25 protein-coding genes and 1 pseudogene are annotated in these 25,872 nt (G+C 52.9%); 13 read left to right on the top strand and 13 right to left on the bottom strand.

Going from position 1 to position 25,872, the window contains the following annotated elements; all coding sequences use genetic code 11:
- Positions 1-175: 175 nt before the first annotated feature.
- From H3L92_RS11415 to gnd, 3 genes are all read right to left on the bottom strand, one after another.
- Positions 176-1,072, bottom strand: coding sequence for a polyprenyl synthetase family protein (locus H3L92_RS11415; protein WP_085365292.1), 897 nt, complete (start codon positions 1,070-1,072; stop codon positions 176-178).
- Positions 1,056-1,286, bottom strand: a complete 231-nt coding sequence (locus tag H3L92_RS11410) for an exodeoxyribonuclease VII small subunit (RefSeq protein WP_085365293.1) — start codon at positions 1,284-1,286, stop codon at positions 1,056-1,058. Before H3L92_RS11410 ends, H3L92_RS11415 begins: the two co-directional genes overlap by 17 nt.
- Positions 1,287-1,460: 174 nt before the next feature.
- On the bottom strand, positions 1,461-2,909 hold the full coding sequence (gnd, locus tag H3L92_RS11405) for a decarboxylating NADP(+)-dependent phosphogluconate dehydrogenase (RefSeq protein ID WP_085365294.1): 1,449 nt from the start codon (positions 2,907-2,909) through the stop codon (positions 1,461-1,463).
- Positions 2,910-3,451: 542 nt separating this feature from the next.
- Here gnd and ggt point away from each other — a divergent pair.
- From ggt to H3L92_RS11360, 10 genes and pseudogenes are all read left to right on the top strand, one after another.
- Positions 3,452-5,197, top strand: a complete 1,746-nt coding sequence (gene ggt, locus H3L92_RS11400) for a gamma-glutamyltransferase (RefSeq protein WP_085365295.1) — start codon at positions 3,452-3,454, stop codon at positions 5,195-5,197.
- A 71-nt stretch (positions 5,198-5,268) separates the two neighbouring features.
- Positions 5,269-5,439 (top strand): annotated as a pseudogene (locus tag H3L92_RS13455) (lipoprotein signal peptidase).
- 60 nt (positions 5,440-5,499) lie between these two features.
- Positions 5,500-5,694, top strand: a complete 195-nt coding sequence (locus H3L92_RS11395) for a YgaP family membrane protein (protein WP_085365296.1) — start codon at positions 5,500-5,502, stop codon at positions 5,692-5,694.
- 155 nt (positions 5,695-5,849) lie between these two features.
- Positions 5,850-6,380 carry a rhodanese family protein gene (locus H3L92_RS11390; protein WP_085365297.1) on the top strand — a complete coding sequence of 177 codons (531 nt, stop codon included), beginning with the start codon at positions 5,850-5,852 and terminating at the stop codon, positions 6,378-6,380.
- A 391-nt stretch (positions 6,381-6,771) separates the two neighbouring features.
- Complete coding sequence (locus H3L92_RS11385; protein ID WP_085365298.1) at positions 6,772-7,104, top strand: ArsR/SmtB family transcription factor; 333 nt, start codon at positions 6,772-6,774, stop codon at positions 7,102-7,104.
- Between the two features lie 333 nt (positions 7,105-7,437).
- Positions 7,438-8,097, top strand: coding sequence for a hypothetical protein (locus H3L92_RS11380; protein WP_085365299.1), 660 nt, complete (start codon positions 7,438-7,440; stop codon positions 8,095-8,097).
- A complete protein-coding gene (locus H3L92_RS11375; RefSeq protein WP_085365300.1) occupies positions 8,094-8,348 on the top strand; it encodes a hypothetical protein in 255 nt (84 codons plus the stop codon). Before H3L92_RS11380 ends, H3L92_RS11375 begins: the two co-directional genes overlap by 4 nt.
- Positions 8,349-8,397: 49 nt before the next feature.
- The gene (locus H3L92_RS11370) at positions 8,398-9,063 is read left to right on the top strand and encodes a hypothetical protein (protein ID WP_085365301.1); all 666 of its coding nucleotides are present in this window, start codon (positions 8,398-8,400) and stop codon (positions 9,061-9,063) included.
- A complete protein-coding gene (locus H3L92_RS11365; protein WP_085365302.1) occupies positions 9,060-10,223 on the top strand; it encodes a Tle-like phospholipase domain-containing protein in 1,164 nt (387 codons plus the stop codon). Before H3L92_RS11370 ends, H3L92_RS11365 begins: the two co-directional genes overlap by 4 nt.
- A 19-nt stretch (positions 10,224-10,242) precedes the next feature.
- Positions 10,243-10,767, top strand: coding sequence for a hypothetical protein (locus tag H3L92_RS11360; RefSeq protein ID WP_115336241.1), 525 nt, complete (start codon positions 10,243-10,245; stop codon positions 10,765-10,767).
- 110 nt (positions 10,768-10,877) lie between these two features.
- Here the strand turns inward: H3L92_RS11360 and lpxC are convergent, their stop codons facing one another.
- Positions 10,878-11,795, bottom strand: coding sequence for a UDP-3-O-acyl-N-acetylglucosamine deacetylase (lpxC, locus tag H3L92_RS11355; RefSeq protein ID WP_085365304.1), 918 nt, complete (start codon positions 11,793-11,795; stop codon positions 10,878-10,880).
- 464 nt (positions 11,796-12,259) lie between these two features.
- Here lpxC and gap point away from each other — a divergent pair, with 464 nt between their 5' ends.
- On the top strand, positions 12,260-13,267 hold the full coding sequence (gene gap / locus H3L92_RS11350; protein WP_085365305.1) for a type I glyceraldehyde-3-phosphate dehydrogenase: 1,008 nt from the start codon (positions 12,260-12,262) through the stop codon (positions 13,265-13,267).
- Between the two features lie 162 nt (positions 13,268-13,429).
- Here gap and dinG read toward each other — a convergent pair whose 3' ends face one another.
- From dinG to H3L92_RS11315, 7 genes are all read right to left on the bottom strand, one after another.
- The gene (gene dinG, locus H3L92_RS11345; protein ID WP_085365306.1) at positions 13,430-15,559 is read right to left on the bottom strand and encodes an ATP-dependent DNA helicase DinG; all 2,130 of its coding nucleotides are present in this window, start codon (positions 15,557-15,559) and stop codon (positions 13,430-13,432) included.
- A gap of 129 nt (positions 15,560-15,688) precedes the next feature.
- Complete coding sequence (locus H3L92_RS11340) at positions 15,689-16,120, bottom strand: hypothetical protein (protein WP_085365307.1); 432 nt, start codon at positions 16,118-16,120, stop codon at positions 15,689-15,691.
- Between the two features lie 253 nt (positions 16,121-16,373).
- Positions 16,374-17,327 carry a hypothetical protein gene (locus H3L92_RS11335; RefSeq protein ID WP_085365308.1) on the bottom strand — a complete coding sequence of 318 codons (954 nt, stop codon included), beginning with the start codon at positions 17,325-17,327 and terminating at the stop codon, positions 16,374-16,376.
- 27 nt (positions 17,328-17,354) lie between these two features.
- Positions 17,355-18,053, bottom strand: a complete 699-nt coding sequence (locus H3L92_RS11330) for a hypothetical protein (protein ID WP_143824310.1) — start codon at positions 18,051-18,053, stop codon at positions 17,355-17,357.
- Positions 18,054-18,379: 326 nt separating this feature from the next.
- The gene (locus H3L92_RS11325; protein ID WP_143824311.1) at positions 18,380-19,003 is read right to left on the bottom strand and encodes a hypothetical protein; all 624 of its coding nucleotides are present in this window, start codon (positions 19,001-19,003) and stop codon (positions 18,380-18,382) included.
- 136 nt (positions 19,004-19,139) lie between these two features.
- The gene (locus H3L92_RS11320; RefSeq protein ID WP_143824312.1) at positions 19,140-19,808 is read right to left on the bottom strand and encodes a hypothetical protein; all 669 of its coding nucleotides are present in this window, start codon (positions 19,806-19,808) and stop codon (positions 19,140-19,142) included.
- A gap of 119 nt (positions 19,809-19,927) precedes the next feature.
- Positions 19,928-20,566 (bottom strand): hypothetical protein, encoded by a 639-nt coding sequence (locus H3L92_RS11315; RefSeq protein WP_115336239.1) that lies wholly within the window; start codon positions 20,564-20,566, stop codon positions 19,928-19,930.
- A gap of 211 nt (positions 20,567-20,777) precedes the next feature.
- Between H3L92_RS11315 and rsgA the strand changes: the two genes are divergently transcribed.
- The gene (gene rsgA, locus H3L92_RS11310; protein ID WP_085365313.1) at positions 20,778-21,644 is read left to right on the top strand and encodes a ribosome small subunit-dependent GTPase A; all 867 of its coding nucleotides are present in this window, start codon (positions 20,778-20,780) and stop codon (positions 21,642-21,644) included.
- A gap of 241 nt (positions 21,645-21,885) precedes the next feature.
- Here the strand turns inward: rsgA and H3L92_RS11305 are convergent, their stop codons facing one another.
- A complete protein-coding gene (locus H3L92_RS11305; RefSeq protein ID WP_085365314.1) occupies positions 21,886-23,049 on the bottom strand; it encodes a benzoate/H(+) symporter BenE family transporter in 1,164 nt (387 codons plus the stop codon).
- Positions 23,050-23,368: 319 nt separating this feature from the next.
- On the opposite strand from H3L92_RS11305, the gene H3L92_RS11300 reads away from it, so the two are divergent.
- The gene (locus H3L92_RS11300) at positions 23,369-24,448 is read left to right on the top strand and encodes a calcium:cation antiporter (protein WP_085365315.1); all 1,080 of its coding nucleotides are present in this window, start codon (positions 23,369-23,371) and stop codon (positions 24,446-24,448) included.
- 75 nt (positions 24,449-24,523) lie between these two features.
- Here the strand turns inward: H3L92_RS11300 and murA are convergent, their stop codons facing one another.
- Positions 24,524-25,774 (bottom strand): UDP-N-acetylglucosamine 1-carboxyvinyltransferase, encoded by a 1,251-nt coding sequence (murA, locus tag H3L92_RS11295; RefSeq protein WP_085365316.1) that lies wholly within the window; start codon positions 25,772-25,774, stop codon positions 24,524-24,526.
- Positions 25,775-25,872: the final 98 nt, after the last annotated feature.

Genomic DNA, 25,872 nt, shown 5'->3' with positions numbered 1-25,872 from the left:
AATGCTTCCTATATATGTAAAAACATGAAGAATGTGAAATTATACATGAGCCGATAACCGTTTTTTCTTAAAAATTATTGATTCTTCTGCTCAAAAACTTGGGAAAGCATAAAGGCCGTCTGAAAAAAATCTTTCAGACAGCCTTTATGCACATTAGAAACTGGCCGCTAAACCACTAATGCTTACGTGCCGTAACAAATTCGGCCAATGCCCGCAAATATCCGGCTTTTTCGCCGAACGGCGCCAATAAGGCCACCGCTTCGGCAACCAAATCTTCCGCATAACGGCGGGCAGGCTCCAAGCCCATCAGTTTCACATAAGTGGGTTTGTCGTTGTCGGCATCTTTGCCGGCGGTTTTGCCCAGCGTGGCGGTGTCGGCTTCGCAGTCGAGCACGTCGTCTATCACTTGGAAAGCCAGGCCGAGTTTGCGGGCGTAACCGTCTAAGCGCTGCAAATCGTCATCGCCCAAATCGGGGCAGGCCAGCGCGCCGAGTGCCACGGCGGCGCGGATTAAGGCGCCGGTTTTCAGGCCGTGCATCTGCTCCAAGCCGGCTTGGTTCATGGGTTTGCCCACGTTGGCCAAATCGATGGCCTGGCCGCCCGCCATGCCGAGGCTGCCGGAAGCCTGTGCGAGCGTGGCAACCATCTTGAGCTGGCGCGCGGCGGGCAGGCCGGTGGGACGGCTCAACACGTCGAACGCCAGCGTTTGCAGCGCGTCGCCGGTTAACAGCGCGGTGGCTTCGTCGTATCGAACATGGCAGGTGGGTTTGCCGCGGCGCAGGCTGTCGTTGTCCATCGCGGGCATATCGTCGTGCACCAGCGAATACACATGAATCATTTCCACCGCCGCCATCGCGTGCTCCACCGCGGTTTGGTCGGCTTGGCCCAATTCCGCTGCGGCCAGCACCAGCAGCGGGCGCAGGCGTTTGCCGCCGCCGAGGGTAACGTAGCGCATAGCTTCATGCAGGGTTTGCGGCACAATGTGTTCGGGCGGCATCAGCCTTTCGAGCACAAGCTCGGTCTGCGCCTGCGCTTTTTGCTGCCACGCTTTCAGATCATTCGCTTTGCTCAATGTTCAGCTCCTTCAGTTCGCCCGCATCCAGCACTTGCAGTTTTTGTTCCACTTCGGCCAGCTTGGCCTGGCAGTATTTCACCAGTTCGTTGCCTTCCTGATAGGCGGCCAGCGCGTCTTCCAGCGGCATTTCGCTGCTCTGCATGGCCTGCGTGAGCGTTTCGAGGCGTTTTAAGGCTTCTTCAAAAGATTTTGGGGCGGCTGATTTTTTCATATTGGTAAGGGGTTTGCGCAAAGGCGTTATTGTATAAGGGGGCGGCTGGAAAAGCTATATTCGGGTTTCGCTGCAGCTGATAAATGTGATGCAAACGCCGTGATATTAAACATAGTGAAAGGCCGTCTGAAAATATTTCAGACGGCCTTTGCAGAAACAGGCTTTTACACCGGTTTAGATATCATAAGTGGTGGAAGCGGTATCGCCGCCCTTGCCCGTCCAATTGGTGTGGAAAAACTCGCCGCGCGGTTTGTCGGTGCGCTCGTAGGTGTGGGCGCCGAAGTAATCGCGCTGGGCCTGCAACAGGTTGGCGGGCAGGCGTGCGCTGGTGTAGCCGTCGAGAAAGGTCAGCGCCGATGCCATACACGGCATGGGAATGCCGCATTCTATGGCTTTGGCCGCCACTTTGCGCCACGCGGGCAGGCATTGTTCGAGAATGCGTTTGAAATAGGGATCGGCGCCGAGAAACACCAAATCGGGGTTGGTTTCGTAGGCATCGCGGATATTGCCCAAAAACGCGCTACGGATAATGCAGCCTTCACGCCATAACAGGGCGGTTTGGCCGTAGTTGAGCGCCCAATCGTTCACTTCGCTGGCTTCGCGTATCAGCATAAAGCCTTGTGCGTAAGAGATGATTTTCGAGGCCAGCAGGGCTTCGCGCAGGGCTTCCACCCATTCGGCTTTGTCGCCTTCCACCGCTTTAACGGTTTTGCCGAACAGCTCTGCGGCTTCGGTGCGCTGTTCTTTAAACGCCGACACGCAGCGGGCGAACACGGCTTCGGAAATCAGGGTGAGCGGAATGCCCAAATCGAGGGCGTTGATGCCCGTCCATTTGCCCGTGCCTTTCTGGCCGGCGGTATCGAGAATCTTCTCTACCAGCGGTTCGCCGTTTTCGTCTTTAAAGCCCAGAATGTCGGCGGTAATTTGAATCAGATAGGAATCCAGCTCGGTGCGGTTCCAGATGCTGAAAATTTCGTGCATCTGCTGATAGCTCAAGCCCAAGCCGTCTTTCATAAACTGGTAGGCTTCGCAGATAAGCTGCATATCGCCGTATTCGATGCCGTTGTGCACCATTTTAACGAAATGGCCGGCGCCGTCGCGGCCCACCCAGTCGCAGCAGGGTTCGCCTTGCGGGGTTTTGGCAGCAACCGCCTGCAAAATGGGTTTAACGTGCGGCCAGGCTTCTTCGTTGCCGCCGGGCATAATCGAAGGGCCGTTGCGCGCGCCCTCTTCGCCGCCCGACACGCCCGCACCCACGAAACGTATGCCTTTTTCGGCCAGCGCTTTGGTGCGGCGGGTCGAATCGGGGTAGTTGGCGTTGCCGCCGTCGATAATGATGTCGCCTTTTTCCAAAAGCGGCACGAGCTGTTCGATAAAATCGTCCACCACGCTGCCTGCGCGCACCATCAGCATGATTTTTCTGGGTTTTTCGAGTTTATCCACCAAATCTTGCAGCGAATCTGCGCCGATAACATTGGTGCCTTTGGCTGCGCCGTTGAGAAAATCGTTTACTTTGGAAACGGTGCGGTTGAATGCGACAACTTTAAAACCTTTGTCGTTCATGTTGAGAATCAGGTTTTGGCCCATTACGGCCAAACCGATTACGCCGATATCGCCTTTCATCGGGAATCCTTTTGTTTGTGAATTGCAGCCGCCTACTTTAACCGATTAAGCGCGGTTAAACAATGTTTGCTGCGGGATTTGTACGGCCGCACAAAAGGGCGGGCTAAAACATAAAAATTTAACATTTAAATAATAAAAAGACTTTGATTTTGAAGCCCTGACACTGCTGTGGATAACCTGTTTTTACCGTTTTTTTTCAAAAAATTAAACCTGGCAAAACCTTTTGGAAAACCCGCCCCGGGTGTTGCGGAAAATTGTGGATAGTTTGCCTTGCCAAGCATTATTTGTGGAAAACGGGCGGATTGTGCACAGTTTTCAGACGGCCTTTTGCCGATATATTATAGTGGATTAAAATAAGAATGCCGAAGTAGGGTAAAACGATTCTTTAGCATATCGCCCAATTGCAAGTTTGAATGCAGTTATTTCATTTCGGAGTTTTTATTTGAATTCACTATAAATCCGGCTTCAACCGGCAGGCCGTCTGAAAAATCAGGTATAGTGCGGTTGTTCTAAAAAAATTTTTCAGCCTGAAGGAGAAGATTATGCCGTTAAAGCCTGTTTTGCTCGGCCTCTTGGCCGCGTTTTCGCTAACCGCCCATGCCTATCAGCCCGCACCCGCCGCAGAAAACCATGCGCCCGAACAGGGCACGGGCAAAACGGCGCAGCAGCTGGTTGAAGCCAAAGAGTTTATGGCGGCATCGACCAACCCGCTGGCCACCGAAGCGGGTTACGAAGTGCTCAAGCGCGGCGGCAGCGCCATTGATGCCATGATCGCCATGCAAACCACGCTGAGTTTGACCGAACCGCAGTCTTCGGGTTTGGGCGGCGGCGCGTTTTTGGTGTATTGGGACAACCAAGCCAAAAAGCTCACCACCTTCGATGCGCGCGAAACCGCACCGCAGGCCGCCACGCCGCAGCTTTTTTTAGATGAAAACGGCAAACCGCTCGAATTTATGCAGGCGGTGGTGGGCGGCCGTTCGGTGGGCGTGCCTGGCGTGCCCAAGCTGTTGGAAGACGTGCACAAACGCTACGGCAAACTGCCGTGGAAAACCCTGTTTGCCAAGCCGGTGGCTCTGGCCGAACGGGGTTTTGCCGTGTCGCCGCGCATGGCGAAATCCATCGAACAAAACCGGCAATATCTGCAACGCTACCCCGAAACCGCCGCTTATTTTCTGCCCGGCGGCAAACCGCCGGCAGCGGGCGACGTGTTGAAAAACCCGAAATTCGCCGCATCGGTGAAACTTTTGGCGGCCAAAGGCAGCGCGCCGTTTTACCGCGGCAAGCCTGCCGAAAACATTATCAAAGCCGTGAACGGCGCGAAAGACAACCCCGGCAAAATCACGGCGGCCGATTTGAGAAACTACCGCATTATCGAGCGCGAGCCGGTTTGTGCGCCTTACCGCGAATTTGAAATCTGCGGCATGGACGCGCCCAGCTCGGGCGGCATCGCGCTGGCGCAGATTTTCGGTGTGATGCGGCATTTCGACATGAAAGCCATGGGCGCAGGCAATATCCAAAGCTGGCGCGTGCTGGGTGATGCATCGCGCCTGGCGTTTGCCGACCGCGATTATTATGTGGCCGATCCCGCCTTTGCCGATGTGCCGGTGCGTGCCATGCTGCACCCCGAATACCTGAAACTGCGTGCCGGTTTGATTGCAAACAGCTACGGCGCGCTGCCGCAGGTAAGCCCCGGCGGTTTCGCCCGTACGCAGGGCAAAGGGCAGGGCATGGAGCTGCCTTCCACCAGCCATATCGCGGTGGTGGATAAAAGCGGCAACGTGGTTTCGATGACCACTTCCATCGAAAACGCTTTCGGTTCCACCCTGATGGCCAACGGCTACCTGCTCAACAACGAGTTAACCGATTTTGCGTTCAACCCCGTTGATGCAGAAGGCAAAACCGTGGCCAACAGCGTGGCCGGCGGCAAACGCCCGCGCTCTTCGATGGCGCCCACCATCGTGATGAAAAACGGCGAACCCTATATGGCCGTAGGCTCGCCCGGCGGCAGCCGCATCATCGGTTATGTGGCCAAAACCCTAACCGCCCACATCGACTGGGGCATGGATATCCAAGCCGCCATCGACCTGCCCAATATGCTCAACCGCGGCAGTGCCTATGAGTTGGAGGAAAACAGCGCAGCCGCCGCCAAAGCCCCCGATTTGGAAAAACTGGGCTACAAAGTGCAGGTGCGTGATTTGAACTCGGGCGTGCAGGGCATCGTAATCGGCAAAACCGGCCTGCAAGGCGGCGCCGACCCGCGCAGGGAAGGCCAGGTGATGGGCGATTGATGTTTGGATTAATTGATTGTTTTTAAAAAATAAGCAGGCCGTCTGAAACCATTTCAGACGGCCTGAGACCTTTGCAAAACCGCCATCTGCGGCGCATTTCTGCGTTGTGTGCTGCTCGCTCGCTTGCCTAACTCCATGTTATGTCTGCGCTCGCTGTGCTGCTACGCCTTGAACTGCATCCACATCTGGAGGTTTTGCAAAGGTCTCGGCTGTTTGCATTATTGTTGACAGCTAAAATTTAAATAATATAAAATTTAAAATATATAAAAAAGTTTTTATATAAAATAATAAGGAGAAGAACCATGAAACAAAACGTAGGCGGCATCGATAAAGCCATCCGCATCGCGGCAGGCGCATTATTAATCGTTTTGGCGGCTGCCGGCATCATCGGCTGGTGGGGCTGGCTGGGCATCGTGCCGCTGGCTACCGGCCTGCTGTCGAACTGCCCCCTGTATCGGATTTTCGGTATCAACACCTGCCGCTTGGGTAAGAAATAAATATCTGAGACCTTTGCAAAAAATACCTTAAGGCCGTCTGAAACATCCGATTATCGTCATTCCCGCCTACGCGGGAATGACGGAATTTAAGCATTTCAGACGGCCTGAAGGCAGTTTTGCAAAGGCCTCAAACCATCAGAATAAAAAGGAACATCATGAACATCCGCACCATCAGCATTGCCGACGCCCAAACCAAACTGAAACAGGGCGCGGTGTTGGTCGATATCCGCGCTGCCGACGAATACCGCCGCGAACACATCGAAAACGCCCTGCTGCGGCCTTTGCCGCAATTGCAGGCGGAAGGTTTGCCCGATGCGGCGCAACAGGCGCCGTGCGTGATTTTTCACTGCAAATCGGGTATGCGCACACAAAACGCAGCAGCAGCGCTGGAGCAGGCCGCCGGGGGAAGGGAAGCGTTTATTTTGGAAAAAGGCTTGGACGGCTGGAAAAGCGTGGGCCTGCCCACCCTGATCGATCGTTCGCAGCCTCTGGAGCTGATGCGCCAAGTGCAGATTGCCGCCGGTTCGCTGGTTCTGCTCGGCGCATTGTTGGGCTGGCTGGTGTCGCCGGCGTTTTATCTTGTGTGCGCATTTGTAGGCGCCGGCTTGCTCACGGCGGGTTTGACCGGATTCTGCGGCATGGCGCGGCTGCTGGTGCATATGCCGTGGAACCGCCGTTTGCAATAAACCGGTTTTCCGCTTTATCAGGCTGAGGTTTTGCAAGTTGTTAAAGCCGTCTGAAATATCCAACCGCCGTCATACCCGGGCTTGACCCGGGTATCTCTGTTTCTTTCGAACAAAAAATGCCCGGAGCATGACGCAGGGCTTTAAAAATAACGAAACAACTTGCAAAGGTTTCAAACCGGCTTTTCTGTTTTACCGGGGCCGTCTGAAACCGGTGCACAAAACTTTCAGACGGCCTCAATTGCCGCTATAGCGGATTAACTTAACTTTTGCTACGGCGTTGCTGCGCCTTGCCATACTATTTGTATTGTTTGCGGCTTGCTGCTTTGTATCGAAAATTAATTGAATCCGCTATACAATCGTGCTTGAATGATTTGCCGAACGGAACGCCGCCATGCAAGAAGAAATGTCCGACAAATACGAACAGGCCACGGCTTTTTTGAAGCTGCTGGCCAACACCAACCGCCTGGCCGTGTTGTGCAGCCTGCAAGACACGCGCCGCAACGTTACCGAGCTGGCCGAAATGACCGGCCTGCCGCAGGCGGCCATGTCGAACCAGCTTGCGCTGCTGCGCGAAGCGGGGCTGATTAATTGCGAAGTGAAACACCGCGAGCGTTTGTATTACATCGCCGACCCGCGGGTAAACGAAACCATCGCGCTGCTGTATTCGTTTTTCTGCGCCGAAGACGAAGAGGGCGGCGAAGGGGATTGGGATAAGGTGTTGTAGTTTTATAACTATTTGATATTTTAAATAAATAATGCCGTCTGAAAAATATTTTTCAGACGGCATTATTTGTAGAAAAATCCAGCATTGTTTATACTTTTTATTTTTGCTTGAAAACCCATTTTGGGATTTTTGAGTATTCTCAAAAACTGTACGGATTAGAATTTCCTAAGATTTTTTCAGACGGCCTGATTATATAGTGAATTCAAATAAAAACTCCGAAATGAAATAACTGCATTCAAACTTGCAATTGGGCGATATGCTAAAGAATCGTTTTACCCTACTTCGGCATTCTTATTTTAATCCACTATATATTCGTAAAGCAAAGGAATCTTTATGAAACCCTTAGCCGCATTATTAACCGCCACACTGTTATCCGCCGCAAGCCTGACGGGCTGCGGCTGGTTGGAGGAACGCATGGATATTCAAAAACAGACGGAAAAACGTTTCCGTTTAAACCCCAATCCCAAAGAAGCCTACCGCATCAGGATTAAAATCGACGGCGCACCCGGGCCAATGAAGCTGATGACAGAAATGTACACAGGTTATAAGGCATGGAACTGTCAGTACACCATCAACCATTTCGAAGGTGCGGATACGGAACCCGCAAAAGACATTCAAACACCAATGCAGTCAATCGGAGAGAACGAATACGAAACGGTGGTTTATTTTGATGCGATGCTTGACGAAGACTATTTCGGTCAGGGTGTCTGCCATTGGGAGCCTGAGAATTTCGGCGTATCGTTCAAAGCGACGGGAAAGCCTGAAGAAACGGAATTTAACGTCAGCGATGTGATGGAAAACCTGCTTAAGGAAAAAAAGCTGGTTAAGTATTATTGGAAAGGTGCTTACCCTTATCTTCTTAAAGATGACGGTTCTATTTACAATGATAACGATACGGTTAGTTTCGGGAGCAATACCCCTGATGGCTATGCTCCGGACCGACAAAAAGATTTATTTACCATAACCCTTACCCTTGAGGAGATAAAATCATGAGCAATCCCTCCCCGCAGCAATATGCCGACCTTGCCGACGACGTATACAACGACCGCCAAGTTACCAAAGACGGCGAGTCAATCAATATCGGAGGACATCGTTATAAGGTGTTGGCTGTCCATGCCAACCCGCAAAACGGCTATTACGGCGCCGTCTATCAGGATATAAAAAACAACGCCGTGATCGTTACCCACCGGGGTACGGAACCGCTGCCTGCGCAACCCGCCCGAATGTATAATCAGGCCGTTTGAAAGTTTTTCAGACGGCCTGATTATATATTCGTAAAGCAAAGGAATCTTTATGAAACCCTTAGCCGTATTATTAACCGCCACACTGTTATCCGCCGCAAGCCTGACGGGCTGCGGCTGGTTGGAGGAACGCATGGATATTCAAAAACAGACGGAAAAACGTTTCCGTTTAAACCCCAATCCCAAAGAAGCATACCGTATCAGGATTAAAATCGACGGCGCGCCCGGGCCAATGAAGCTGATGACAGAAATGTACACAGGTTATAAGGCATGGAACTGTCAGTACACCATCAACCATTTCGAAGGTGCGGATACGGAACCCGCAAAAGACATTCAAACACCAATGCAGTCAATCGGAGAGAACGAATACGAAACGGTGGTTTATTTTGATGCGATGCTTGACGAAGACTATTTCGGTCAGGGTGTCTGCCATTGGGAGCCTGAGAATTTCGGCGTATCGTTCAAAGCGACGGGAAAGCCTGAAGAAACGGAATTTAACGTCAGCGATGTGATGGAAAACCTGCTTAAGGAAAAAAAGCTGGTTAAGTATTATTGGAACGGTGCGTATCCTTATTATCGAAATGATGACGGTACTGTTTATTTAAGAAGTGACGGAACAAATTTTACTGATTTTGGCGAGCCTTTAGAATGGTTTTCCCCTGAACGTCGCCAAGATTTATTCAGCATTACAATCACCTTTGAGGAGGTTAAACCATGAATTACCCCACCACACAGCAATATGCCGACCTTGCCGACGACGTTTACAATGACCGTCGAGTAACGCCACCCAATAAGACGGTCATTATCGGCGGTAATCACTACAAAGTCCTTGCCGTCCATGCCAACCCGCAAAACGGCTATTACGGCGCCGTCTATCAGGATATAAAAACCAACGCCGTTATCGTTACCCACCGCGGTACCGAACCGCTGACTCTGAAAGACTGGCAGACCAACTGGGGCATGGTGGCCGACAAAACCAACCGTCAGGCAAATGATGCAAATAAACTAACTGAATTGGCCTTTGATGAAGTAAACAAAATATACCGTAAAGATACGAGCCGTCCTACCCCCACCATTCTCCAAAACGGCCATTCCCTCGGCGGCAACCATGCCCAAACCCAAGCCTACCGCCACGGCCAGCGGGGCGTAACCTTCAATGCCTACGGCGCCGCCGCCATCAAGGGCATTCCCGAAGGCGGCGACCGCGTAACCAACTATATCAGGGCCTCCGACCCCGTGGCTGCGGCCGCCCCGCACTACGGCAGGGAAGTCCTGCTCGCCACCGGAAACGACATTTCCAGACTGAAACAGCAAGGCTACGGCAACAGCGGCGACAATATGGCCAGCCGCGCTTTTCTTACCTCGGGTCAGTCTGTGGGGGCGCACCTGATAGGTAACTTCACCGGCCCCGATTCTATTCTGTCCGAACCCAATTATTCCCGCGCCCGCAGGCTGGCCGACGAAAACAGGCATATGATCGAGGATTACCGCGGCGATGTCGAAAAAGTGCGCGGCGGGATACACCAAATCAAGCAAAATTTCGACAAAACGCAGGAAATGTATCACAAAACCCGCGAGCTGATAGACAAAGACCCGAACAATATGTCGTACAACGACCCGCTCCAGCCGGCCTTCCTGCTGGGCCGCGCGCCCGATATTTCCCAGCCGCTGCCGCCCAACGCCTCGGATGCCGAATTTATCGATTACGCTTTCGCCGCGCTGCTCTCCGACGATGAAGAACTGCACGACAAAGCCCTCGAAAGCCTGATGGCCTCCGACCAGGCCAAGCAGTTTGAACGCGAAAGCATGCAGGCCGCTATCGACTACGACCGCGAGCAGGAAATGCTGCGCCCGCGCGGGCCTGTGATGAGCCTGTAACGGCAAAAGGGAAAAGCAAATGAATTTGGAAACGAAAATCGACCGCCTGATTCAGAATATCGTTCTGCTTCAGGGTAAAAACGACCAGCGGCAAAAATTGATTGAAACGGCGCATTGGAAAGCCAAAAGTGCGATGGATGAAGCGGGCCGCTCGTTGGGCGATACGGCGCGCAGCATCAAAGGCCTGACCGCCGGCACGGTGGCTTCGGCCGTGGAAAAACCTTTGCAGGAATTTGAGCAGGGCGTTGAAAAACTCTGCCGCGAGTTTGCCGTTATTGCCGCCCATGCGGACAAACAGCAGCGTGAAGCCGCCAAGCGGCTGAAAATATTCCAGTGGACGGCATTCGCCGCCCTGGCTGTTGCCGCCGTTATCAGCATCGGCTCGGCTGTTTTTATGATGAAATACGCCCGTCAGGAAATGATCCGCTCCGAATGGATTGCCGACATCAATAACGCCGTCGGCAAAGGCAAACTGTCCCGCTGCGCCGACGGCAGCGGCGTTTGCGCCAAAATCAAAGGAAAAACCGTTCGGCTGGACAAATAATTTCTGCCGTTTCGGGTTGCTGAAAGGCCATCTGAAAAGATTTTTCAGACGGCCTTAAGGTATTTTTGCAAAGGTCTCGGCATTTTAGCCTTTTAAGCAGCCCGCACCAATCAAGCCGCGGTGGGCAGGCGGTGGAAGGCGGCGGGCAGGTCTTCGTCGTCGGCGAATTCCACCCATTCGTAGGCGGTTTCGTCGGCCAAAACCGCGCGCAGCAGGGCGTTGTTGATGGCGTGGCCGGATTTGTAGCCCTCAAACGCGCCGATAATCGGGTGGCCGACGATGTATAAGTCGCCGATGGCATCGAGGATTTTATGGCGCACGAATTCGTCGGGATAGCGCAGCCCTTCGGGGTTGAGCACGTCGGTATCGTCGATGACGATGGCGTTGGAAAGGTTGCCGCCCAGGCCGAGGTTGTGCGAGCGCATCAGCTCCACTTCCTGCATAAAGCCGAAAGTGCGCGCGCGGGCGATTTCGTCGATATAGGATTTGCCGGCGAAATCGATTTCAAACGTGGGGTTGCTGCGGTTGAACACGGGGTGGTCGAATTCGATGGTGAGCGTTACCTTGAAACCGTTGTAGGGGGTGAAGCGCACCCATTTGCCGGTTTCTTTCACTTCCACCGGTTTTAAAATCTTCAAGAAGCGTTTCTGCGCTTTTTGATCGACGATGCCCGCATCTTGCAGCAGATAGATGAAAGGCAGGCTGGAGCCGTCCATAATCGGGATTTCTGGCGCGTTCAATTCGATTAGCGCATTATCGACGCCGTAAGCGGCCAATGCCGACATAATGTGCTCGATGGTGCCCACGCGCACGCCTGCATCGGTTACCACGGTGGAAGATAAGCGGGTGTCGTTAATCAGGTAGGGGTTGAGCGCAATCACTTCGCCCTGTTCGCCGCCCAAATCGGTGCGGCGGAACGAAATACCGCTGTTTTCAGGCGCGGGGTGGAGCGTGAGCGCCACGCGTTCGCCGGAATGCAGGCCGACGCCGGTTACGCTGACGGGCTTTGCCAGGGTTCTTTGCAGCATAGTTTTGCCTTTCACAAAATACGTTTCGGATAATACGATAAAACAGAACTGCCGACATAATATTTTTAATAGTATTTACTTATCGTTATCTTGCATAGGCCGTCTGAAAAAATGTGGACGCTTAACTGTTTATCCACAGCTTGAAAGATTATTTCAGTTTTATCCTTATTGATTTCGGATTTATACCGTTTTGCCCCACAACTTCGATTAACTCTATCCTGATGTTTTAAAAACATAAAACGAGTTATCCACAAGATAGGTCGGTTTTCTTCAAAATAATCTTTTTATATTTTAAATCAGATTATTAAAATTTTTCAGACGGCCTTTATCCGCCGCTTACTTAATTTAAATCAGATTTTGTGTAGTTTTATGAAAGTAGTGCTAGGTAGTAATTTTATTTCATGGTAAAAAGTGCCCAATCAAGCAATCAACCCGAAACCTATTGTTTTAAGGAGCAAATCGAAATGAGCATTAAAGTTGCGATTAACGGCTTCGGCCGCATCGGCCGTCTGGCTTTGCGCCAAATCATCAAAGCCGAAGGCATCGAAGTAGTGGCGGTAAACGACTTAACGCCCGCCGATATGCTGCTGCACCTGTTTAAATACGACAGCACCCAAGGCCGTTTCGAGGGCGCCGCCGAGCTGAAAGACAACGCCATCGTGGTGGCCGGCAAAGAAATCAAAGTGTTCGCCAACCCCAACCCCGAAGAGCTGCCGTGGGGCGAATTGGGTGTGGACGTGGTGCTGGAATGCACCGGTTTCTTCACCAAAAAAGACAAAGCCGAAGCTCATATCCGCGCCGGCGCCAAAAAAGTGGTGATTTCCGCACCCGGCGGCAACGATGTGAAAACCGTGGTTTACGGCGTGAACGAAAACATTCTCGACGGCAGCGAAACCGTGATTTCCGCCGCTTCGTGCACCACCAACTGCCTGGCGCCGATGGCCGCCGTGCTGCAAAAACAATTCGGCGTGGTCGAAGGCCTGATGACCACTATCCACGCCTACACCGGCGACCAAAACACGCTGGACGCGCCGCACCGCAAAGGCGACTTCCGCCGCGCCCGCGCCGCCGCGCTCAACATCGTGCCCAACAGCACCGGCGCCGCCAAAGCCATCGGTTTGGTGATTCCCGAGCTTAACGGCAAACTCGACGGCTCCGCCCAGCGCGTGCCCGTGGCCACCGGTTCGCTGACCGAGCTGGTTACCGTGCTCGAGAAAACCGTTACCGTTGAAGAAATCAACGCCGCCATGAAAGCCGCGCAGAGCGAGTCTTACGGCTACACCGAAGACCAAATCGTATCTTCCGACGTTATCGGTTTAGAAGCCGGCTCATTGTTTGACGCAACCCAAACCCGCGTGATGACCGTGGGCGACAAACAACTGGTGAAAACCGTGGCTTGGTACGACAACGAAATGTCGTACACCTGCCAGCTGGTGCGCACTTTGGAATATTTCGCCAAACTGATTAAGTAATTTTACTACTTAATTAACTTGGTGTTTTACGCTTCACAATAATCAAACCAAAATAAAGCAGGTCGTCTGAAATGTTTCAGACGGCCTTTTGTTTGGTTTTGTCGGTTTTCGAATGATTGGCAACGCCATGTGTTTGAGTATTTCAAACCGCCAAACCGCCGTTTATCCGATTCTTTTAAACGGCGGCAGGCAGGCGAGCATTTGGCGGCCGTAGTTTTGGGTTTTGACGCGGTTGTCGAGTATGGTTACGCGGCCGTAGTCGCTTTCGGTGCGGATGAGGCGGCCGACCGCCTGCACCAGCTTAATGCTGGCTTCGGGCACGGTGATTTCGATAAACGGATTGCCGCCGCGCTGTTCGATCCAGCGGTTTTGGGTTTTTTCGACGGGGTTGTCAGGCATCGCAAACGGCAGTTTGGCGATAATCACCTGCACGCAGGCTTCGCCCGGCAGGTCCAGCCCTTCGGCGAAGCTGTCCAGCCCGAAAATAATGCTGGCGCGGCCTTCGCCGATGGCCTGATGGTGTTTTTGCAGCAGCGTCGCCTTGGGCAATTCGCCCTGCACCAACAAGAGCGGCAGATAGGCTTCGGGCAGACGCAAAGCCACTTCCTGCATTTGTTTGCGCGAAGAAAACAGCACCAGCGTGCCAATAGCTTCTTCGGTAGAAACCAGTTTGGGCAGCCATTCGACGATGGCGGCGGTGTGGGCGGCGGGGTCTTTGGGGCTGGCGTGCACGGGCGGGATATACAGCTCGCCCTGTGCGTCAAAATCAAACGGGCTTTGCAGGGCGAGTGTGGTGGTTTCGGGCAGCCATTGCAGGCCGGTTTGGCGCAGAATCAGGTTGAAGCTGCCCAAGGATTGCAATGTGGCGGAAGTGAGCACGGCGCCGGCGGCGCGCCGCCACAGGTTGTTGGCCAGATGGGAGGCGCTGCTGATGGGGCTGGCGTGGAAGATGTAGTCGTTTTTGTCGTCGAGGCGGCGGGTAATCCATTTGGCCAGCGGCTCTTCGCCTTCGGCGGGCACGGTGGCGAGCAAATCCCAAGCGGCGGTGATTTGCTCGATGCGGGCGCGGAATACGCCGAATTCGCTGCTCAAGCGGTCGATTTGGGCGCTGTTTTGGTCTTTGTCGCGGCGGGCGGCGGCCAAAGCGTCGTTGAGGCTGTTGGCGTGTTTGTAGAGGCTGCGGGCGGCAACGGCGGTGTTGGATACGGTGAGTTCCAAGGCTTCGGGGATTTTGCCGTCCTGCCACAGCCACACCGATTCGTTGTTTTCAGACGGCCTCAATTCTGGCTCTTCGGAAAGGTGGAACTGCCATTCGTGCAGGCTTTCGAGCAGGGCGGCAGCGGCTTCGTCGGCCAAGTTCGCCAGCTCGGCTTTGTCGGTAAGCGCGGCGATTTTGTCGGTAACGGCGGGGAGTTTTTCCAGCGCCCACACGGCTTGGTTCCACGAGTGCTCGGCGGCGAACTGGCTGAGGGCTTTTTTGGGCAGGTGGTGCGCTTCGTCGATGCAGTAAAAGCTGTTTTCGGGTGCGGGCAGAATCACGCCGCCGCCCATGCCGATATCGACCATCAGCAAATCGTGGTTGGCCACTACCACGTCCACATTTTCGAGCGTGTCGCGTGCGAGGTAAAACGGGCATTCCGAGCGGTTGGGACAGGCGGCTTTGAGGCAGCCGTAGTTGTCGTTGTTTACCTTCATCCACACCGCATCGTCGATTTTTTCCGGCCAGGTGTCGCGGTCGCCGTTGAAACGGCGGGCGGCGAATTCGTCGGCCATATCGCGCAAGAGTTTCAATTCTTCGGGCTTGGGTTTGCTGTCCCACAGCACGGTGGGAGCTTCGAAGCCGAGCAGGTTTTGCTGGGCGTTGCTTTGGGTGAGCTGGTAGAGTTTGTAGGGGCAGAGATAGCGGCCGCGCCCTTTGGCGAGTGCGAAAGTCAGCTCCAAACCGCTTTTGGCCACCAAAAACGGCAAATCGCGGTTAACCAGCTGTTCCTGCAAGGCCACCGTTGCGCTCGACACAATCAGCCGTTTGCCGCGCGTTTGCGCCATGATGCCGCCGGCCAGCAGATAGGCCAGGCTTTTGCCCACGCCGGTGGGGCCTTCCACCACCACGATGCTTTCGCCCTCGCGCTTGGGCGCTTCTTCGCCTTCGGCGCGGGTTTGGCTGCGCGAAAAGGCGTTGGCAATGGCCGCAATCATTTCCCGCTGCGCGGCTCTCGGGCGGAACTGCGGCAGGTTTTGCGAAATGGCGCGGTAGTGGTCGCGGATGGCGTTTTTTTCTAAATCGGTGAGCATAAAGGCCGTTTGGATAAGGCGGGTTGGGCGGGAAACCGCTATTTTAGCATTTATCTGTGTAAAGGCCGTCTGAAAGCATTTATCAAACTTTCAGACGGCCTATCCGTGAATAATCTGTTTAAATTAAAATCAACGCTTACGGATTACCCTGTATTCTCCCACCTTGCCTTTTCCCAATCTGGCACATATATCGTCGCCGCATTTTATCCAATCCGCTTCGTTTATCGACTTCATCAATTCGGCATTTATTTTGTTTTGTTGGATAACCTTGGCATAATGCGTCGAAATCCAGATACCGCCCGCCAACAGCAGCAGCAGGCTTACAGAAACCGCCAACCAGCAGCGGAACACCAACTGCTTGTTTTTCTTATTTACATCATCCAAATATCTGTTGAATTCACCGGTTTGAGAAATCATCTTATCGCGGGCATTTTCCATATCCGCCACATATTTTGCCACCACTGCCTCGGTTGATTTTTTAATATCCCCGCACACCTGCTCAACAATTTCCTTTCTTTGCTCCCGCAAAGAAGCGTCTAATTTTTTCTGTACATTTTCCACCAGTATGGTGCTGGTTTGCCGGTATTTTTCTGTTAACAGCGATAATTGCGCGGCCGTTTGTTCTATAGTGGATTAAAATAAGAATGCCGAAGTAGGGTAAAACGATTCTTTAGCATATCGCCCAATTGCAAGTTTGAATGCAGTTATTTCATTTCGGAGTTTTTATTTGAATTCACTATATTTTATCGAAACCGTTCGGAGAAAAGTTCATACGTTTCCTTTCTGAGAATACCCAAATACACTTACCAAACAATCAGGAGAAAAACGAGCGCTGGTGAAAACTTCTCACTTGTTCCTGCGCTTCCCGCTCTCGGGCCAACTGTATTTCCCTTTCCTGCGCGATTCTCTGCTCTTCTGCAAACAACGCTTTGCCCAAAGCATCGATGGCCTTGGCAGCGGGGTGGTTTTCGGCGATTTCCCTGTGGTATGAGCCGTCTTCATCGTTCAGAAGCCTGTCTAGCATGGCGCTCACCCGCTTGAAATCCCGATCGAAATTGCCATCCGGTTCGTTTGCAAACGGCTTTTCTGAGCCGGATAAAGAAGCGGCATATCGGTGCGGCTGCTCTTGTTCGTTTTCGGAAAGCAGCCGCTGCAAAAGCGTGCGGTCGGGCATTTTGCCGCGTAAGGTGCGGTTCAGAGGGCTGTTCATCTGGTCGGGCATTTTTTCCAGTACGGGGATGTTTTCCAGCACGCGCAGGGCGGCTTTTTCATATACCGTAACGGTGCCGATTTTTACCCCCTCTTTATGGTAATCGATCGGGCGGCCTTTATAGATGCCGCTTTCTTTCAGCGCCTTAAAGGTAAAGTCGATGCAGCTGTTGGTGGCTAGGTTGTAGGTATGGCGGTTGAAGCCGAAATTTTCGGGACTCCTACCAAAATTTTGCAAAGCGGTATATTGCTGCTCGGTGATTTCCATGGTGCGGGCATAGTACGGGTTCCGATATTTTTTATGCTCTTCTTCTTGCATTTTCCCCGGCATATCCAGCGAATGCCAAGCTGTTCTTTCGGCATCTTCCTTAGGTGCAAACCCATAGGCGGTTTGGGTGCGCCCGCCATCTGTGCTGATAGCATAAAACATATACCCGGGCAGGGAAGTTTTCTGTTTGTTGGTTTCTTTATCAATGTCCGGCAGCCCTGTTTGGTGGTTAAACAAAGGCGTACCCGGTGCGGCCGCATAAACGGTTACAGTGTATTTTTTACTGCTCATTTCATTTCCTCTCTGTAAAAAATCAGATTATTTAGGTTCGGACGGCCAATCAACGCCGATGTCCATACTCAGTTCGGGATACTCGGGGTATTGCTGCAAAGGCGTAACCATCAGCTTGTAATAACCGCCCTGCTCTTGCACGGGGAAACTGGCGGCGATGACGTTATGAGCCAGATAAGTTTCGCCCTTGACCTGCCGCGTATCACGGGTGTCGCGATAGTCGGCAACAAAATACTGCTCATCGCTTTCAAAGCGCGCGGGCTTGCTTTTGTCCTGCCTGTTCTGCTGCAAATGATAGTACACATAATCAAGGCTGCCGCCTTCCCTCAAACCTACGGCGGTTTCTTTGCCGTTGTCGTCATAATGCCGCAGCACCAGTTTGAACTTCAGCCTTTTTTCGTCAATCAGCTTTCTATCCAATTCATCATATTTCTGATATTCGGGAATAGGCTTGCTATTATTATCAAGAGAATTTGGAAAAATAGGGGAGGCAAAAACGCTGACGGTTTTTCCCATATCCTGCGGCTTTTTAAAGCGGAAATAAAACACCTGCTCCTTATCGGGATTGATTTCCAAGGGCTGGTAGAACGGCACGGTATGGACGGGTTGGCCGTCAACATACATAGGGGGCAGTTCCTGCGGTGTTTTTTGGCAGGCGGCCAGCGGCAGCATCAGCAGCAAACAGGACGCTACGCGTTTCAGATTGGATTTTTTAAAGTTCATCATGATTGCCTTTTATCGATTTTTATGGCGGCTGTCTGAAAGTTTTGGTTTTTCAGACGGCATGATTATGGGCGGCCGCATAAACGGTTACAGTATATCTTTTGCTGCTCATTTTCATTTCCTTTCTGTAAAAATTGAATTACTTGCCTCTTGCAGGCCAACTGACACCAATATCCAGATTTAGTTCGGGATAATCGGGATACTGTTGCATAGGGGTAATCACCAGTTTGTATAGTGAATTCAAATAAAAACTCCGAAATGAAATAACTGCATTCAAACTTGCAATTGGGCGATATGCTAAAGAATCGTTTTACCCTACTTCGGCATTCTTATTTTAATCCACTATAATAGCCACCTTTTTCTTGGACAGGAAAACTGGCCACAGTTAGTTTATTGGCTAGATACCATTTTCCATTTATCTGCCGTGCATCACGAGTGTTAATACCTATTGCATTAAAATACTGCTCACTACTTTCAAAACGCGCAGGCTTGCTTTTATCCTGCCTCTGCTGCTGCAAATAATAGTAGATATAATCAACATCGCTTCCTTCCCTCAAACCGACAGCGGTTTCTTTGCCGTTGTTGTCATAATGCCGCATCACAAGTTTGAACTTCAACCTTTTATCATCAATCAGCTTACTGTCCAAATCTTCATATTCTTGGTATTCGGGAATGGCCTTAGCATTATCATCAAGATAATGAGGGAAAACTGGTACGGCCAAAACGGTAATTGCCTGTCCCATATCCTGCGGCTTTTTAAAGCGGAAATAAAACGTCTGCTCTTTATCGGGATTAATCTCCAAAGGTTGATAAAAAGGCACGGTATGCACGGTTTGGCCGTCGACATACATCGGGGGCAGTTCCTGCGTTTTTTTTTGGCAGGCCGCCAGCGGCAGCATCAGCAGCAAACAGGACAATGCGCGTTTCAGCTTGGATTTTTTACGGGTCATCATGATTGGCTTTTATGGATTTTTAAGGAGGCCGTCTGAAAGTGCCGGTTTTTCAGACGGCATGATTATGGGCGTTTGTATAAACGGTTACTGTGTATTTTTTGCTGCTCATTTTCATTTCCTTTCTATAAAAATTACATTATTTGCCTTTTGACGGCCAAGTAACGCGGATATCCATACTCAGTTCGGGATAATCGGGATATTGCTGCAAAGGCGTAACCATCAGCTTGTAATAGCCGCCCTGTTCCTGTATGAGGAAACTGGCAACAATGATATTGCTAACCAGATAAGTTTCCCCCTTTACCTGCCGTGTATCACGGGTATTCGGGCTGGTAGCATCAAAATACTGTTCATCGCTTTCAAAGCGCGCGGGCTTGCTTTTGTCCTGCCGCTGTTGCTGCAATTGGTAGTAGACGTAACTGATGTCGCTTCCTTCCCGCAAACCTACGGCGGTTTCTTTGCCGTTGTCGTCATAATGCCGCAGCACCAGTTTGAACTTCAGCCTTTTTTCGTCAATCAGCTTTCTGTCCAAATGCTTATACGGCAGATATTCGGGAATGTCTCCGTTTTTGTCAAAATACGATGGGAAAATAGGGGAGGCAAAAACGGTAACGGTCGTGCCGATATCCTGCGGCTTTTTAAAGCGGAAATAAAACGTCTGCTCTTTATCGGGATTAATCTCCAAGGGCTGGTAAAAAGGCACGGTATGCACGGTTTGGCCGTCAACATACATCGGGGGCAGTTCCTGCGGTGTTTTTTGGCAGGCGGCCAATATCCCCGACAGCAATACCAGCCCACATTTCAGCATAAGTTTCATAATAACTATTCTCCCCAACCCGTTTTATCGTCAAACAAAGGCGTGCCCGGAGCGGCAAGATAAACTGTTAATGTATAGGTTTTATTGCCCATTTTGCTTCCTTTTAAAAATTATTTTGCCACTACTGGGGCAATATCGACCGCCAGTTTCATTTTGGGATAATTACGGTAATCCTGCAAAGCCCGGATAGAGAGGTGGTAATAGCCACCTTTTTCCAGCGGATTAAAAATGGCTAAACCGTTCATTCTGCCGTTATAACCCTCTTCTAATCCGTGTGAACGTGAAGCACGGAAAACCCCTTCAAACCGTTTTTTACCGGTATACGGTTCGCCTTTCAGTAAAGTACCAATCTCCGGATACTGCCACAACCCAACAGGTTGGGCTTTTCCGTCTTTTCCATAATAGGTTAGTTCAAGCTCAAAAGACATCTTTTTATCTTTGACTAATTTATCATTTAAAAGCCAATATTTTTTATCATCAGGTAATGCTGAGTCAGGCAGTACCGATGGTAGAACAGCAACGGCACTGATGATATAGGAATCTTCTTTTGGATCGGGCTGCCTTTTGAAACGGAAATAAAGCTGCTGCTCTTTATCAGTATTGATTTCCAATAGTTGGCGAAGATATGTATCAACCACTCTTACGGGTTGGCCGTCAACTTCTTTCGGTGCTTGGGAGCAGCCTGCCAGAGGCAAAATAATCAGTAAAGCGGCCAGTATCTTTTTCAGGCTATGCTTTTTATCGTTCATAAGATTTTCCTTCACCATCAGTTTCCGATCAAAGCCGTATAGGCTAAGGCCGTGTAGATTTGATTATTTTATATAATAAGTTGAAATTTAATTAAAAAATATATTCTTAGATTGATTGGGTAATTATAATAGGTTGTGGCCTGAAGCTTCTGCTTTTCAGACGGCCTGGATAATCCTGTAAAATAGTTTTTATTTCTGCCTGCCCGATTTTATGCCCGACACCGCCCAAATCACCGCCAGCTACGGCCGCCGTTTTATCGTGCGCACGCCGGCCGGCGCCGTTTTCGATGCCACTACCCGTAAAAAACGGGTGGATTTTGCCTGCGGCGATTGGGTGCGCATCAGCCCCGTCAACAGCGAGCAGGCGGTAATCGAAGATTATCTGCCGCGCCAAAGCCTGCTCTACCGGCAGGACGCTTGGAAAACCAAGCTGATTGCCGCCAATGTGGACAAGTTGTTTATCGTAACTGCCGCCGTGCCCGCCCCCAACGAGCTGCTGCTGCAACGGGCGCTGCTGGCGGCGGAAGCGGCGGGCATCGGTGCGGTGGTGGTGGCGAATAAAGCCGACCTGCCCGAAACGGCGGCTTGGCGGGAGAAATTAAGTTTTTACGAATCATTGGGTTATCCCGTTATCGAAACCTGCGCACTCGATAACGCTAACAACCTCAGGCCGCTGATGCAGGGGCACACCAATATTTTTCTGGGGCAGAGCGGCATGGGCAAATCCACGCTCACCAACGCGCTGTTGGGCAGCGATGCCGCGCGCGTGGGCGAAATTTCCACCGCGCTCGATTCGGGCAAACACACCACAACACACGCCCAATTGTATGATTTGAATGAAGAAACCAAGCTGATTGATTCGCCCGGCCTGCAAGAGTTCGGCCTGCACCATCTGGACGCGGCGCAATTGCTGCGCTATTTCCCCGACCTGCGCCATCTGGCGGGGCAATGCCGCTTCCACAACTGCACCCACCGCGCCGAGCCGGGCTGCGCCGTGAAAAGCGCCGCCGAAGCGGGCGAAATCCGCGAAGCACGGCTGGCGTTTTTGCAGCGGATTACCGACGAGCTGTTGCGTTAGGGCTTGCGGGATATCTTTGAATGAAAAACTTAAGGCCGTCTGAAAAATTTTCAGACGGCCTGGATACATAGTTGAACCGCTTATTTGGTATCCGTTCCGTCAAGCCCGGGCTTGATCCGAATATCTGTTATTTTTTACGGAACAAAAAGATACTCGGGTCAAGCCCGAGTATGACGCGAACAGGGTATTTATGACGTAAGCAGGTGATTTCAGACGGCCTGAAAACCATTGCCTGGTTATGTTATTTCGCCGTTTTCAGATTCAGATGGTAAACCGCCAAACCCAGCACCAGCCCCCAGAATGCGCTGCCTATGCCCAAGAGCGTCATGCCCGATGCGGAAGCCAGCAGCGTTACCAATGCCGCTTCGCGCGAGCTTTCGTGCTGCCAGGCGGCGGCGAGGTTGGCTTGCAGGGTGCCGAATACGGCGATGCCGGCCAGCGCCACCATCAGTTCGGCGGGCAGGGCGGTGAACATAGCCACGGTTACGCCGCCGGCAGCGGCCATCAGCAGGTAAATCACGCCCAGCAGAACGGTGGCCAGATAGCGCCGTTCGGGCTTTTTATCCACATCGCTGCCCATGCAGATGGCGGCGCTGATGGCGGCCAGATTCACCATAAATGCGCCGAAGGGCGCGGCCAGCAACGAAGCGGCGGCGCTGCTTTCCACCAGCGGGCGGGCGGGGGTTTGGTAGCCGTAGCTGCGCAAAATAGCCATGCCCGGCACGTTTTGCGTGGCCAGCGAAGCGATAAACAGCGGCACGGCCACGCTGACGATATGCCCCAAATGCAGCCCGGGGCTAACCCATTCCAACACGGGGTTGCGCCAAACCAGCCGCGACCAGTCGATCAGCCCCGCCCATGCCGCATAGCCGAAGCCCGCCGCCAACATCAGCAGGATGCTGTAACGCGGCAGGCGGATTTTGGTTAAGAAAAACACCGCCAGCATAATCAGCACCAGAGCCGTTTGGCTGCCCATGGCGCCGAACACGCGGCTGCCGAAATTAATCAATATGCCCGCCAGCATCGCCGCCGCCAGCGGGGCGGGAATCATACGCACCAGGCGGTCGAACCAGCCGAACGCCGACACCAGCCACATCGCCGCCGCCGCCGCCATAAAGCCCGCCACCGCATCGTTCAGCATGATGCCTTCCAGACCCGCCAGCACCGCCGCGCCGGGCGTGCACCAGGCAATCATCACGGGTGTTTTGTAGCGCAGGCTCAAAGCCAAAGTCAGCACGCCGCACACCAGCGCCAGCGCGGTAAACCACGACACAACTTGTGCGGGTGATGCGCCGAATGCCAGCGCGGCTTGGTAAATAATCACCGCGCTGCTGCCGTAAGACACCAAAAACGCGGCAACGGCGGCGGCAAAATGGGAGGCGGAAAAATCGGCAAGCTTGGGCATAAGCAAAACGGTGGTTGTCGGACGAAATACGTTTATAACATAAGCACAGCCGTGATTGGCAGATTGAAACCTTTGAAAAATTCAAGTCTGCATCTGCGCCATGCTCGGACTTGACGGCAGTTGGGTATTTCAGACGGCCTGATCGGCTTACATAGGTTTCGGCTTTCAGACGGCCGCAACGCGCAGCGTTTGAAAAATCGTTGGAAAATGCAAACGGCGGCATGGCGCTTGTTTGATAAGTTTATGAAAAATAGGCCGTTGCCCGTTATAATATGCGGCTTTTCCACATATTTTCATTCTAACAGGATATCCGTTATTTATGGCTTCACACCCGCACACACAACTTCCCTGGTGGTCGCTCGCGCTTCCCGTTTTGGCCTGGGGGCTTTATTTCATCGGCATTAAAGACAGCGGCTGGCTGCAAATCGGCGGCGGCGTTTTGCTGATCGGCAGCGTGCTCTCGGCGGTGCACCACGCCGAAGTGGTGGCGCACAAAGTCGGCGAACCTTTCGGCACGATTATTCTGGCGCTGGCGATTACCGTTATCGAAGTGGCGCTGATTGTGTCGCTGATGGTGGCCGGCGGCGACAATGCCGCCTATCTCGCGCGCGACACGGTTTTTGCCGCGATTATGCTGATTTTAAACGGTATTCTGGGCGGCTGCCTGCTAATCGGCGGCCTGAAGCACCGCGAACAGTTTTTCGGCCAGAAATCGGCCACCACCGCGCTGGTTACGCTGGTGGCCATTCTCACGCTCACGCTGGTGTTGCCCAACTTCACCACCAGCACCGAAGGCCCCACCTATAACGCCGCGCAGCTCGTATTTGTGGCCGTTGCCTCGCTGGTGCTGTACAGCTCGTTTATTATGGTGCAAACCATACGCCACCGCGATTATTTTCTTGCCGACGATGACGACCAAAGCCACCATGCCGAGCCGCCTTCGGCCAAAGTGGCACTCACCAGTTTGGCGTTTTTGATTGTCTGCCTGGGCATCGTGGTGCTGTTGGCCAAAGCGCTCTCGCCTGCCGTTGAAGCCATTGTGGCCGACTTGGGCGCGCCCAAAGCCTTGGTGGGCGTGATTATCGCCGCCGTGGTGCTCTTGCCCGAAGGTTTGGCCGCGCTCAAGGCCGCCCGCCGCAACCGCCTGCAAACCAGCATCAATTTGGCTTTGGGTTCGGCGCTCGCCAGCATCGGTCTGACCATTCCCGCCGTGGTGATTGTGTGCCTGCTGTTCGACATCAATATGGTTTTGGGTTTGGACTTGAAATCTATGGTGCTCTTGGCACTTTCGGTTTTTACCGTGATGCTCTCGCTCAACCACGGCCGCACCAATATGCTTTACGGCGTGGTGCTGCTCACGAGTTTGGCGGCATATGTGTTCACCGTGATTGTGCCGTAAACGCTCCGCTTCTTCGGGTAATAAGCAAAGGCCGTCTGAAAACTTTTCAGACGGCCTTTGCCATCAACAGGCTGGTCAGGAAATCCGCTCGATTTTCGCGCCCACTTGGCCGAGCTTGGTTTCGATATGCTCGTAGCCGCGGTCGAGGTGGTAGATGCGTTCGACGATGGTTTCGCCGTCGGCCACCAAACCGGCCATCACCAGGCTGGCCGAGGCGCGCAGGTCGGTGGCCATCACGGTGGCGCCGGAAAGTTTTTCCACGCCTTTCACAACGGCGGTGTTGCCTTCCGCCGTGATGTTGGCGCCCATGCGGTTGAGCTCGGGAACGTGCATAAAGCGGTTTTCAAAAATGGTTTCCACCACTTTGCCCGTGCCTTCGGCCACGGCGTTGACGGCCATAAACTGCGCCTGCATATCGGTGGGGAAACCGGGGTGGACGACGGTGCGGATGTCCACCGCCTTGGGGCGTTGGCGCATATCGATGGCAATCCAGTCGTCGCCCGCTTCGATAATGGCGCCGGCTTCCACGAGTTTGTCGAGCACCGCTTCCATGGTTTTCGGCGCGGCGTTTCTCAACACCACTTTGCCGCCGGTCATCGCCACCGCGCACAAAAACGTGCCTGCTTCGATGCGGTCGGGCACCACGCTGTGCTCGCAGCCGTGCAATTCTTTTACGCCCTCCACCGTCATCACCGGAGTGCCGATGCCGCTGATTTTCGCGCCCATTTTCACCAGGCATTCGGCCAAATCCACCACTTCCGGCTCGATGGCGCAGTTTTCCAACACGGTGGTGCCTTCAGCCAGCGTGGCGGCCATCAGCAGGTTTTCCGTGCCGCCCACCGTTACCACGTCCATCACCACGCGCGCGCCTTTCAGACGGCCTTTGGCTTTCACATAGCCGTGTTCGATGGTGATTTCGGCGCCCATCGCCTCCAAGCCTTTCAAATGCTGATCGACCGGGCGCGAACCGATGGCGCAGCCGCCGGGCAGGCTCACCTGCGCTTCGCCGAAGCGCGCCAGCGTGGGGCCTAACACCAGAATCGATGCGCGCATGGTTTTCACCAGCTCATACGGGGCAACGGTATTGTTGACCGTGCCGCCGTTGATTTCGAATTCATGCACGTTGTCGGTAAGCACGCGCGCGCCCATGCCTTGCAGCAGTTTCTGGGTGGTTTTCACGTCGCGCAGCATGGGCACGTTTTTCAGGCGCAGGGTGCCGGCGGTCAACAGGCCGGCGCACATCAGCGGCAGCGCGGCGTTTTTGGCGCCGGAAACGGTGATTTCGCCGTTTAACGGGCCGTTGGCGGAAATTTTGAGTTTGTCCACAGTGGTTCTTTCGGTAAACGCAGGCTTCGGGCGGCCTGCGGGTTGTGTTGCGGTAAACGGGCGATTATAAAAGATTTTTTAAATGCACGGCGCGGTTT

Source organism: Neisseria dentiae (genome assembly GCF_014055005.1).
Classification (GTDB): domain Bacteria; phylum Pseudomonadota; class Gammaproteobacteria; order Burkholderiales; family Neisseriaceae; genus Neisseria; species Neisseria dentiae.
The sequence above is the reverse complement of the archived record's forward strand: the minus strand, read 5'-3'. Positions and strand labels throughout refer to the sequence as shown.

What these genes read in the sequence shown, in the direction of transcription:
- H3L92_RS11410 (WP_085365293.1), bottom strand. Translation starts at nt 1,286, where the DNA reads ATGAAAAAATCAGCCGCCCCAAAATCTTTTGAAGAAGCCTTAAAACGC.
- gnd (WP_085365294.1), bottom strand. Translation starts at nt 2,909, where the DNA reads ATGAAAGGCGATATCGGCGTAATCGGTTTGGCCGTAATGGGCCAAAAC.
- ggt (WP_085365295.1), top strand. Translation starts at nt 3,452, where the DNA reads ATGCCGTTAAAGCCTGTTTTGCTCGGCCTCTTGGCCGCGTTTTCGCTA.
- H3L92_RS11395 (WP_085365296.1), top strand. Translation starts at nt 5,500, where the DNA reads ATGAAACAAAACGTAGGCGGCATCGATAAAGCCATCCGCATCGCGGCA.
- H3L92_RS11390 (WP_085365297.1), top strand. Translation starts at nt 5,850, where the DNA reads ATGAACATCCGCACCATCAGCATTGCCGACGCCCAAACCAAACTGAAA.
- H3L92_RS11385 (WP_085365298.1), top strand. Translation starts at nt 6,772, where the DNA reads ATGCAAGAAGAAATGTCCGACAAATACGAACAGGCCACGGCTTTTTTG.
- H3L92_RS11380 (WP_085365299.1), top strand. Translation starts at nt 7,438, where the DNA reads ATGAAACCCTTAGCCGCATTATTAACCGCCACACTGTTATCCGCCGCA.
- H3L92_RS11375 (WP_085365300.1), top strand. Translation starts at nt 8,094, where the DNA reads ATGAGCAATCCCTCCCCGCAGCAATATGCCGACCTTGCCGACGACGTA.
- H3L92_RS11370 (WP_085365301.1), top strand. Translation starts at nt 8,398, where the DNA reads ATGAAACCCTTAGCCGTATTATTAACCGCCACACTGTTATCCGCCGCA.
- H3L92_RS11365 (WP_085365302.1), top strand. Translation starts at nt 9,060, where the DNA reads ATGAATTACCCCACCACACAGCAATATGCCGACCTTGCCGACGACGTT.
- H3L92_RS11360 (WP_115336241.1), top strand. Translation starts at nt 10,243, where the DNA reads ATGAATTTGGAAACGAAAATCGACCGCCTGATTCAGAATATCGTTCTG.
- lpxC (WP_085365304.1), bottom strand. Translation starts at nt 11,795, where the DNA reads ATGCTGCAAAGAACCCTGGCAAAGCCCGTCAGCGTAACCGGCGTCGGC.
- gap (WP_085365305.1), top strand. Translation starts at nt 12,260, where the DNA reads ATGAGCATTAAAGTTGCGATTAACGGCTTCGGCCGCATCGGCCGTCTG.
- dinG (WP_085365306.1), bottom strand. Translation starts at nt 15,559, where the DNA reads ATGCTCACCGATTTAGAAAAAAACGCCATCCGCGACCACTACCGCGCC.
- H3L92_RS11335 (WP_085365308.1), bottom strand. Translation starts at nt 17,327, where the DNA reads ATGAGCAGTAAAAAATACACTGTAACCGTTTATGCGGCCGCACCGGGT.
- H3L92_RS11330 (WP_143824310.1), bottom strand. Translation starts at nt 18,053, where the DNA reads ATGATGAACTTTAAAAAATCCAATCTGAAACGCGTAGCGTCCTGTTTG.
- H3L92_RS11325 (WP_143824311.1), bottom strand. Translation starts at nt 19,003, where the DNA reads ATGATGACCCGTAAAAAATCCAAGCTGAAACGCGCATTGTCCTGTTTG.
- H3L92_RS11320 (WP_143824312.1), bottom strand. Translation starts at nt 19,808, where the DNA reads ATGCTGAAATGTGGGCTGGTATTGCTGTCGGGGATATTGGCCGCCTGC.
- H3L92_RS11315 (WP_115336239.1), bottom strand. Translation starts at nt 20,566, where the DNA reads ATGAACGATAAAAAGCATAGCCTGAAAAAGATACTGGCCGCTTTACTG.
- rsgA (WP_085365313.1), top strand. Translation starts at nt 20,778, where the DNA reads ATGCCCGACACCGCCCAAATCACCGCCAGCTACGGCCGCCGTTTTATC.
- H3L92_RS11305 (WP_085365314.1), bottom strand. Translation starts at nt 23,049, where the DNA reads ATGCCCAAGCTTGCCGATTTTTCCGCCTCCCATTTTGCCGCCGCCGTT.
- H3L92_RS11300 (WP_085365315.1), top strand. Translation starts at nt 23,369, where the DNA reads ATGGCTTCACACCCGCACACACAACTTCCCTGGTGGTCGCTCGCGCTT.